Genomic DNA, 9,883 nt, shown 5'->3' with positions numbered 1-9,883 from the left:
CGCCGCCCCCCTACTGGGGGGGCGGCGGCCCGCTGCCGTTCTTCTTTACCGCGTCGGCTTTACCGCGTCGGCCGTCGTCAGACGTTGACGCCGAAGTCCTGGGCGATGCCGGCGAGGCCGGACGCGTAGCCCTGGCCGACCGCGCGGAACTTCCACTCGGCGCCGTGGCGGTAGAGCTCGCCGAAGACCATGGCGGTCTCGGTGGCAGCGTCCTCGCTCAGGTCGTAGCGGGCGAGCTCGGCGCCGCCGGCCTGGTTGACGATGCGGATGTAGGCGTTGCGGACCTGGCCGAAGTTCTGCGAGCGCGTGGTGGCGTCGTAGATGGAGACCGGGAAGACGATCTTGTCGATGTCGGCCGGGAGAGCCGCCAGGTTGACGTTGATCTGCTCGTCGTCGCCCTCGCCGGCACCGGTGACGTTGTCGCCGGTGTGGACGATCGACTGGTCCGGGGTGGACTTGTTGTTGAAGAAGACGAAGTGGGAGTCGGAGTAGACCCGGCCGCCCGCGTTCACGGCGATGGCGCTCGCGTCGAGGTCGAAGTCCGTGCCCGTGGTGGTGCGGACGTCCCAGCCGAGGCCGACCGTGACGGCCGCCAGGCCCGGGGCCTCCTTGGTGAGGGAGACGTTGCCGCCCTTGGACAGGCTTACAGCCATGGGAATGTCCCTTTCTGATGGTGTGGTGCCACGAAGCTCGCGCCCGAAGCTACCGTCATCCCGCATAACGCCGTCCAGGGGATGCAGGGTTCCAGCCTTCTTTACTTTCTTTGCACGATCCTGATGCGGGGGCGGCCCGGGCCGGTGCAAAACGAGGTGACGAGGGCGTTCGCGGCAGGGGAACATGGGACCCATGTCCGGTCCCCACGTCATCCGCGGCTCCGTCTCCCTCCCCGAGGCCGAGCTCATGTGGCGTTTCTCGCGGTCCTCCGGGCCCGGCGGCCAGCACGTGAACACCAGCGACAGCCAGGTCGAGCTGCGGTTCGACCTCGCGGCGACCGGGGCCCTGCCGCCGGTGTGGAAGGAGCGCGCGCTGGAGCGGCTCGCCGGACGGCTGGTCGACGGGGTCGTGACGGTACGGGCCTCCGAGCACCGCTCCCAGTGGCGGAACAGGGAGGCCGCGGCCGTACGGCTGGCGGCGCTGCTGGCCGAGGCGACGGCGCCGCCGCCGAAGCCGCGCCGGCCGACGAAGATCCCCCGCGGCATCAACGAGCGGCGGCTGCGGGAGAAGAAGCAGCGCGCCGACACCAAGCGCGGCCGGTCCGGGCGGGACTGGGGCTAGCCGGTGCGCGACGGGGCCGGGCAGACGAGGGCGGGGACGGGCCGGGAAGAGGGAGACGGGCCGGATGGGCCCGGCGTGCCCTAGCCCAGGTGCCGGTAGCGGCCCCGGAAGTACGTCAGCGGGCCGCTCTCCGTGCTCGGAACGTCGGCGCGCAGCACGCGGCCGATGACGAGCGTGTGGTCGCCCGCGACCACACGCTGCTCCGTCCGGCACTCCAGGACGGCCAGGGCGCCCCGCACCAGCGGCGCTCCGCTGGCCTCGCCGCGCTCGTAGGCGATGTCCTCGAACAGCAGCCGGTCGCTGATGCGGCCCTTCATCGCGAAGCGGCCGGCGATGTGGCGCTGGCTCTCGGAGAGGACGGAGACCGCCCACAGGTGCCGGCGCTCCAGGAGATCGTCCATGCGGGAGCCGTTGCGAACGCTCACCATCACCAGGGGCGGATCGAGGGAGACCGAGACGAAGGCCGTGGCCGTCATGCCGACGTCCTCGCCGCGCGGCCCGTCCTCCGGGTCGTGCGCGGTCACCAGCACGACGCCCGCGGCGAGGCGGGCGAGGGCGGCGCGGAATTCGTCGGCGGTCACTCCTTCAGGATGAGCTATGCCGGTCTCGGTGGGCGAAGTCGTCTGCAACACGCTCTGCACGCTAGCCGCCCGGGGGGACGGGACGCATCGGGCTTCGGGACCAGACGGGTCCTAGGTCGCAAGCGCCGCCGAAGACTGCAGAAGCGCATCCGAACGGTCTCGAAACGAGCGTGAAACGGCGGTGAAACGGGCGCGAAAACGATCCTGCGCCCCGTCCCGCCCGCTTCCCGTGCCCGTTTCGAATTTGCGTTCACGAAGCATAGGGGTGCGCTCGAACGCCAGTAGCAGGACTTCATCACACTTTGTGACTTGAGTCACAGAGGCTAGTAATTGTTGACCCTGTGTACCGGGTGGTCAGCTCGCTGTGATTCAGTGGCCGGGTAAACGGACGAACAAGAAGCCTGGAGTTGCTGTCGAGGTCTCGGGGGAGAGCGAGCTATGGAGACCGAGTCGGAGCCGTATGTCCGCCTGGCGACCTTGAGACAGGTCCATCAGGCGATCGCGGAGCTGAACACCGCGCGCAGCCTCGCGGACACCTTGCAGACCGTCGCCGACGGCATCGTCGCCGGGCTCGGCTATGAGCTCTCGGCCGTCAACCTCGTACGCCCGGACGGGGACCTCGTCGTCGCCGCGGTGGCGGGCAGCGCCAGCGCCGAGGCGCTGATGGCCGGCCGCGTCGGCTCGCGCGTCTCCTGGGAGCGGCGCCTGTCCATGGGCGACCACTGGGGCGGGCTGCGCTTCATCCCGTACACCGAGGGCTGGGTCCTCGACGAGGACGACGTCCCGCAGTGGCACACCGCCGGCCCCACACCGCGCTTCGCCGACGAGTGGCACCCGATGGACCGCCTCTTCGCCCCCATGTACACCGCCGGGCCCTCCGGCGGCGAGCTGCTCGGCGTCATCTCCGTGGACAAACCGCGCAATGGCCGCCGGCCCGGCCCCTGGGGCCGCGAGGCGCTCCAGATGTACGCGTCACAGGCGGCGATTGCGATCAGTAACGCTCGGCTGCGCGCAAACATGCAGCGCGCCCTGGTCCGGCTCGAACGCGAGCAGCAGGCGCTGCGCGCCAGCGAGGAAAGCTTCCGGCAGGCATTCGAGTACGCCCCCAGCGGGATGGCCATCGCCGAGATGGGCGGCGACCAGCACGGCCGGCTCCACCGCACCAACGACGCCCTGTGCCGGCTGCTCGGCCGCTCGGCCTCGCAGATGCGCCGCTACTCCTTCTCCGACCTCGTCCACCCCGACGACATCGGCACGCTCCTGCGCACCTCCGCCGAGGGCGGCCGCGCCGAGCTGCGCCTGGCCCGGCGCGACGGCACGTACGTGTGGGTCTCGCTGCGCAACTCCGTCGTGGCCGACGCCGCCGACGGGCCGCGCTTCCTGCTCACCCACGTCGAGGACATCGAGGAGCGCAAGCGGCACGAGCTGCAGCTCGCCCACCGCGCCAGCCACGACTCCCTGACCGGCCTGCCCAACAGCGCCGAGCTGCGCGCCCGGCTCAGCAGCCGGCTGTGCGGCCGCCCGCCCGGCAGCGACGGCCACGCGGCGGCGGCCGTCGGCCCGTACGGCTCGCTGGAGGGCTTCGCCGAGGTCGAGAGCACGGCGAACGCGGCCGTGAGCACGATCGGCGCCGCGGCGGGGGCGGCGTCCGGGACGGTCAGCGCCATCGGCCCGAGCGCCGCGCACGCCTTCGGCTCCGACGCCGGGCCCGACTACGCGCCGGACTTCACCCCCGACGACTACGGCGGCGCGCCCGAGAGCCCGTACGGGCACGCGCACCTCGTCGACCACCACCACGAGCACGCCATAGCGCCCGACGAGGGCGCCGACGACGGCACCAAGGGCCTGGCGGTCCTCTTCTGCGACCTCGACGGCTTCAAGTCGATCAACGACCGCTTCGGCCACCACACCGGCGACGCCGTCCTCATCGAGGTCGCCCGCCGGCTGAGCAGCGGCGTCCGGGACGGCGACACGGTGGCCCGGCTCGGCGGCGACGAGTTCGTCGTCCTCGCGGACGGGCTCGGCCCGGCCGACGCCGAAGATCTCGCCGTCCGGCTGCGCAACGCGATCATTCCGCCCATAAGGGTCGACGGCCGTGCGGTGCGGGTGGGGGCGAGTTTCGGAATCGGCTGGGCGGGCTGCGGAATGTCCGCGGACGAGGTGCTGCGCTCCGCTGACCAGCGGATGTACGTCGAAAAACGCTCCCGGGCGAAGGCCGGCAGACGAGCCGGCTGAGCCCTCTCGCGCCCCCGCCGGGGGCCCGGGGCACGGCGTGAAACCGCCCTCTCGGGGTAGGCTGCGCCGATGCGGCACCGCCGCCGACCGTGGAGGCCGCCCCGGCCACGACAGCCGCGGTTTCGGCGCGTACGAACGTGGGCGCCGATGGGCACACCATGTGGGGAGTGACAGGGGATGACGGCCGGTAACAACGGCACCGGGAACGCGACGCCGGAAGGCGACGACCCGTTCCATTACCTTTACCGCTCGGAGGGCGGTGAGGGCGGCCAGACCGAAGGCGGTCAGGCGGGAGTCCGCCAGCCGGGTGTCCCCCGCACGTCGTACAACCAGGTACGCCCGGTTGGTTCCCGCACCTACGGCGGCCAGCAGGGCGCCACCGGCGCCCAGCGCCAGCCGAACCCGCACTACGCGGCCCCGGAGACCCTCCCGGGCGGCGCCCCGTCCGCCTCCCACGGCGGTCACGGTGCCCATGGCGGCCACGGCGGCCACGGCGCTTCCCCGGCCCGCCCGAACCGGCGCGGGCTGCTCATAGCCGCGATAGCGGTCGTGCTCGTGGTCGCGGGCGGCATCGGCGTGGCGATGATGAACAACTCCTCCGGCAAGGACGACGACAAGCAGACGGTCGCGGACGGCGGGGGCAGCAAGGGCGACAGCTCCGACGAGTCCGACACTTCTTCGAAGAAGAAGGAAAAGGACAAGAAGGACGAGCCGACCAAGAACCCGTCGGTGAACGACCAGCAGAAGCGCGACGCCGCGAGCCTGCGGCTCGTCGGCGGTGCGACGACCGAGACGGCGGTCTCGGGCGCGCAGGCGAAGGGTGGCGCCTACGTCACCGGCGTGAACCAGCAGGGAGCGGGCGTCGAGTGGACGGTGGAGGTCAAGGCCGCCGGCCGCTACCGCCTGAACCTCTCCTACGGCGTCCCCGGCCAGGACGCCAACCTCACCATCACCGCCAACGGCAAGCGCGAGAGCCGGCCGATAGACATGAGGGATCACATCCACACCAAGCCGGGTGAGTGGTCCAGCAACTGGATGAGCACCTGGTCGGAGATCAGCCTCAACAAGGGGACGAACACCATCAGGCTCTCCTGCGAGGCCGGCAACAAGTGCGACTCGCACCTCGACCAGCTCTGGATCAGCTGAGCCTGACGTTCCGTAGGAACCCCGCCACCGCCCCCGTCATCGCCTCGCGAGCGGGGGCGAGGTATTTCCGGGGGTCGACCGTCGACGGGTGGGCCTCCAGGAAGGCGCGGACCGCGCCGGTGAAGGCCGTGTTCAGGGCCGTGCCCACGTTGATCTTCGTCATGCCCGCCGCCACCGCGCGGCGGAGTTCGTCCTCGGGGACGCCCGAGGAGCCGTGCAGGACGAGCGGGACCGGGACCGCCTCGCGGAGGGACGCGATCAGGGCGTGGTCGAGGGCGGCCGTGCGCTCGGTCATCGCGTGGGCGCTGCCGACGGCCACGGCGAGGGCGTCCACGCCCGTCTCGGCCACGTAGGACGCGGCCTCGGTGGGGTCGGTGCGGACGCCGGGGGTGTGGGCGTCGCCCGGTTTGCCGCCGATGCGGCCGATTTCGGCTTCCAGCCAGATGTCGCGTGCGTGGGCCCAACGGACGGCCTCGGCCGTGATTTTGACGTTGCCTCCGTAGGGCAGCTTCGATGCGTCGAACATCACTGACGTGAAGTCATGTGCTGACGCCGCGTGGAGGAGGGCGGTGCTCTCGACGTGGTCGAGGTGGAGCGCCAGGCGGGCGGACGACGCGCGGGCCACGGCGGCGGTGGCGGCGGCGATGGGGGCGAGGCGGCCGCCGTGGAACTTCACGGCGTTCTCGGAGATCTGCAGGACGGCCGGGACACCCGCGGCCTCCGCGCCGGCGGCGATCGCCTCGGCGTGCTCGACGGTGATGACGTTGAAGGCGACGACGGCCGTGCGCTTGGCGCGCGCCGCCGTGACCAGTTCGCCCGTGCTGACCAGTGGCATGCGTGCCTCTCCTGTCGGTAACGGCAGCGACTGCGGGCGGCCGGCCCGTCGCCGTACCACGCGGTGGCGGAGCGCTGTTGCGGCGGGGAGGAGATCCCCAGCACCGCCCCTTCCCGAAACCGGGGGCAACCCCCGGACCCCGGCGGGGTCCTGGCCTCTGGCCCCGGGGCGGTGGCCTCCGGTGTCCGGCCTTCGGCCTCCGGCTTTGGACGGTCGGTTGTCGCCGGTTGTCGCCGGGTATCGACGCGGTGGGGAGGAGATCCCCGGTCCTGGCCCTTTCTGAAGTCGGGGTGACCCCGGACGGGGGTGGGCCCGGCCCCCGGGACGGGTGCCTCGTCATGACGGCGTAGCCGTCCGCCGCTTAACCGGGGCTTCGCCCTCACAGCCGTGTCACCCGCACCCGCTGCAGCAGGTCCTCGTACACCGCCGTGTCGAACTCGCCCGCCGCCGGGGTGCGTACCGTGGCCGCCGACAGGGCTACCGCGCGGGTCAGGCGGTCCGGCCAGGGGAGGCCCTCGGACCAGGCCGAGAGGAGGCCGGCCACGGCCGAGTCGCCGGCGCCCGTCGGGTTGCCCTTCAGGGGCTTCGGCGGGACGGCGTGCCAGGAGCCGTCGGGGGTGACGGCGAGGATGCCCTCCGCGCCCAGCGAGGCGGCCACCGCGTGCGCGCCCCGGCGGCGGGTGTCGAGCGCGGCCTGCAGCGGCTCGGTCGAGCCGGTCAGCGCGGCCAGCTCCGTCGCGTTCGGCTTGACCACGTCCGGGCGGGCCGCCACCCCGCGCCGCAGCGGCTCGCCGCTGGTGTCGAGCAGCACCGGTACGTGCCGGGCCCGCGCCTCCCGCACCAAGTGCGCGTACGCGCCCACCGGCACGCCCGGCGGCAGGCTTCCGCACAGGGCGACCGCCCGGGCGTCGCGCAGCAGCCGCCGGTAGCGCTCGCCGAAGGCCGCCCACTCGTCGGGGGTCACCTGCGGCCCGCTCTCGTTGAGCTGGGTGACCTCGCCGGTGGCGGCATCCGTGAGACCGACCGTGCGGCGCGTGTCGCCGGTGATGGGCACCAGGGCGTCGGTCAACGGGCCCGCGCACTCCGCCAGCAGCCGGCGCAGCGTCTCGCCCGTCGGGCCGCCCACGAAGCCGGTCACCACCGTCTCGTGGCCGAGCGCGGCCAGGACCCGGGCGACGTTCAGCCCCTTGCCACCGGGCCGCTCGGTGGCCCGCGCGACGCGGTGCGACGCCTGCGGGAGCAGGCGCGGGACGCGGTAGGTCAGATCGAGCGCGGCGTTGAGCGTGACCGTAAGGATCATCTGCGCCTCTCTCTCACGACTGCTCTCTCACGACTGCTCTCATCGCGACTGCGATGACGTCTCCCACGACGGATGCGCGAGCGATCATGCCAAAACAGCGGCGGCAGGCCCAGACCCGGGACCCGCCGCCGCTGTTCAATTCGGGGAAGAATTACCCCACTTCCGGACGGACCAGCCATTCTCCCTTGCGCATGACGCCGGCCAGGTCGTACGAGGCGTCGAGCACGACCAGGTCCGCGTCCTTGCCGGTCTCCAGCGAACCGACCCGGTCGGCCACGCCCAGCAGCCGGGCCGGGTTCGCCGAGAGGGCCCGTACCGCGTCCTCGACCGGCAGGCGGTCGACCGTCACGGCGCGCTTGAACGCCGTGTCGAGGGTCAGCGTCGAGCCGGCGATCGAACCGGCCGTCGGGCCGTCGGCGATGCGGGCCACGCCGTCCTTGACCTCGACCCGCATCGGCCCGAGCGGGTACATGCCGTCGTTCATGCCGGCCGCGCCCATCGCGTCGGTGATGAACGCGACGCGGTCCGCGCCCGCCCGCGCGAACGCCAGCTCCAGGACCGCCGGGTGCAGGTGCGTGCCGTCGTTGATCAGCTCGACGGTCACGCGCTCGTCCTCCAGCAGCGCCGCGATCGGGCCGGGCGCGCGGTGCAGCAACGAGGGCATGGCGTTGAAGAGGTGGGTGGCGACCGTCGCGCCCGCCTCGATGGCGTCCAGCGTCGCCTCGTACGTCGAGTCGGTGTGGCCCACCGCCGCGATCACGCCGTGGTCGGCGAGCATCCGCACCGACTCCAGGCCGCCGGGCAGCTCCGGGGCGAGGGTCACCATGCGGGCCGCGCCGCGCGCCGCGTCGACGAGCTTGCGGACGTCGGCCGGGTCGGGGTCGCGCAGCAGCTCCGGCTGGTGCGCGCCGCAGCGGTGCGGGGAGATGAACGGGCCCTCGAAGTGGATGCCCGCCAGGTCGCCCTGCTCGGTCAGTTCGGCGAGGACCGCCGCCTGCCGGGCCAGGTCGTCCAGATCGCCGGTGACGGTCGAGGCGACCATCGTCGTGGTGCCGTGCGCGCGGTGCGTGCGGATCGCGGTGAGCGCCTCCTCGGCGCTGCCGGCGGAGAAGGACGCGCCTCCGCCGCCGTGGACGTGGAGGTCCACGAAGCCGGGGACGATCCAGTGGCCGGTGAGGTCGAAGGTGATCTCCTCGTGCGGCACGTTCATCGCGATGCGGCCGCCCTCGACCGTGATGCGGCCCCCCTCCGCCACACCGGTCGGCAGCACCACACGGGCACCGGCGAGAACCGTTCGTTCGACCATCAGGCGGATACCTCCGTGGTGGGGGTGGCGTGCGGGACGCGGGTGGTGGTGAGTTCGGCGAGCAGGTCCCAGGCCAGCAGGCCCGCGCCCAGGCAGCCGGCGGTGTCGCCGAGGGCCGCCGGGACGATGCGGGGGAGCTTCTGGAACGTGATGCGGTCGGCCACGGCCGCGCGCAGCGGCGCGAAGAGGGTCTCGCCGGCCTCCGCGAGCCCGCCGCCGATGATCAGCATGCCGGGGTCGAGCAGCGTGAGGCCCATGACGAGGCCGTCGGCGAGCGCGTCGACCGCGTGCTGCCACACGGCGCGGGCGCGCGGGTCGCCGGCCGCCACGGCCGCGGCGCAGGCGGCGGCGTCGGCCGCCGGGTCGCCGGTCGCCTCGGCCCAGGCGCGGCTGACGGCCGAGGCGGAGGCGACGGTCTCCAGACAGCCGCGACCGCCGCAGCCGCACTCGTGACCGTCGGGGCCGGGGCGCACGGAGATGTGGCCGATCTCGCCCGCGTAGCCGTGGGCGCCCTCCTCGATGCGGCCGCCGATGCCGATGGCGCCGGCTATGCCCGTGCCGAGGGGGACGAACAGGAAGCGGTCGGCGCCGCGGCCGGCGCCGATCCGGCCCTCGGCGAGCCCGCCGGTGCGGACGTCGTGGCCGAGCGCCACCGGGGTCGCGCCGCCCAGGCGCGCGGCGAGCAGCTCCCGCAGCGGGACGTCGCGCCAGCCGAGGTTGGCGGCGTAGACGGCCGTGCCGGTCGCGGTGTCGACGATGCCGGGGACGGCGACGCCCGCGGCCGACGCGGTCTCGCCGAAGCGGGCCGCGCCGAGGTCCCGGAGCTCGGCGGCGAGGTCGAGGATGCCCGCCACCACGGCGTCCGGGCCCTTGTCGCGGGCCGTGGCGCGCCGGGTCTCGTGCAGGAGCGTGTTGTCCGCGGCGACCAGGGCGGCCTTGATGGCGGTGCCGCCTACGTCGAGGGCGATGACGTGTTTCACGTCGGTAGTCTCGCCCTTCCGGGCATGAAAGGTCTAGTCCACTCGCCGGGGGCGGCCGGGCGGGCGTTGCTTTCCCGCCCCGGGTGGGGCGTGCGCGTCGCCCGTGTGCGAACGTCAGGGTGGGGGGCGTCCGCCCGTTCGGGGCGGGGGCGGGGCGGCCGCGGTGGGCGCGTGATGTCGCTCTCTCCTTGGTGCGGCCTCTGTTTCTTTGCGCCGTCGTGGGGC

The 9,883-nt window shown here is 73.2% G+C and carries 9 protein-coding genes; 3 read left to right on the top strand and 6 right to left on the bottom strand.

Annotated elements, in window-relative coordinates:
* Positions 1-77 precede the first annotated feature (77 nt).
* Positions 78-653 (bottom strand): TerD family protein, encoded by a 576-nt coding sequence (locus tag LE181_RS14785; RefSeq protein ID WP_225661723.1) that lies wholly within the window; start codon positions 651-653, stop codon positions 78-80.
* 193 nt (positions 654-846) lie between these two features.
* Here LE181_RS14785 and arfB point away from each other — a divergent pair, with 193 nt between their 5' ends.
* On the top strand, positions 847-1,275 hold the full coding sequence (gene arfB / locus LE181_RS14780) for an alternative ribosome rescue aminoacyl-tRNA hydrolase ArfB (RefSeq protein WP_225661722.1): 429 nt from the start codon (positions 847-849) through the stop codon (positions 1,273-1,275).
* Between the two features lie 80 nt (positions 1,276-1,355).
* Here the strand turns inward: arfB and LE181_RS14775 are convergent, their stop codons facing one another.
* Positions 1,356-1,907, bottom strand: coding sequence for a flavin reductase family protein (locus tag LE181_RS14775; RefSeq protein WP_372458361.1), 552 nt, complete (start codon positions 1,905-1,907; stop codon positions 1,356-1,358).
* Between the two features lie 387 nt (positions 1,908-2,294).
* Between LE181_RS14775 and cdgB the strand changes: the two genes are divergently transcribed.
* Both cdgB and LE181_RS14765 read left to right on the top strand, forming a co-directional pair.
* The gene (cdgB, locus tag LE181_RS14770) at positions 2,295-4,091 is read left to right on the top strand and encodes a diguanylate cyclase CdgB (protein WP_225661721.1); all 1,797 of its coding nucleotides are present in this window, start codon (positions 2,295-2,297) and stop codon (positions 4,089-4,091) included.
* Positions 4,092-4,268: 177 nt separating this feature from the next.
* Positions 4,269-5,237: a CBM35 domain-containing protein gene (locus tag LE181_RS14765; protein ID WP_225661720.1), complete on the top strand. Its 969-nt coding sequence runs from the start codon at positions 4,269-4,271 to the stop codon at positions 5,235-5,237.
* Here the strand turns inward: LE181_RS14765 and LE181_RS14760 are convergent.
* The 4 genes from LE181_RS14760 to LE181_RS14745 all read right to left on the bottom strand — a co-directional run bounded on the left by LE181_RS14760 (position 5,230) and on the right by LE181_RS14745 (position 9,658).
* Positions 5,230-6,072: a class II fructose-bisphosphate aldolase gene (locus LE181_RS14760; protein WP_225661718.1), complete on the bottom strand. Its 843-nt coding sequence runs from the start codon at positions 6,070-6,072 to the stop codon at positions 5,230-5,232. The genes LE181_RS14765 and LE181_RS14760 overlap by 8 nt on opposite strands.
* A 379-nt stretch (positions 6,073-6,451) precedes the next feature.
* A complete protein-coding gene (locus tag LE181_RS14755; RefSeq protein WP_225661717.1) occupies positions 6,452-7,372 on the bottom strand; it encodes a 1-phosphofructokinase family hexose kinase in 921 nt (306 codons plus the stop codon).
* A 151-nt stretch (positions 7,373-7,523) separates the two neighbouring features.
* Positions 7,524-8,678 carry an N-acetylglucosamine-6-phosphate deacetylase gene (gene nagA / locus LE181_RS14750; RefSeq protein ID WP_225661716.1) on the bottom strand — a complete coding sequence of 385 codons (1,155 nt, stop codon included), beginning with the start codon at positions 8,676-8,678 and terminating at the stop codon, positions 7,524-7,526.
* On the bottom strand, positions 8,678-9,658 hold the full coding sequence (locus tag LE181_RS14745; RefSeq protein WP_225661715.1) for an ROK family protein: 981 nt from the start codon (positions 9,656-9,658) through the stop codon (positions 8,678-8,680). Before LE181_RS14745 ends, nagA begins: the two co-directional genes overlap by 1 nt.
* Between the last annotated feature and the right edge of the window lie 225 nt (positions 9,659-9,883).

It is taken from the genome of Streptomyces sichuanensis, assembly GCF_020328095.1.
GTDB classification, from domain to species: Bacteria; Actinomycetota; Actinomycetes; order Streptomycetales; family Streptomycetaceae; genus Streptomyces; species Streptomyces cinnamoneus.
Note: the sequence above shows the minus strand (reverse complement) of the source record. Positions and strands in the feature narration are given on the sequence as shown.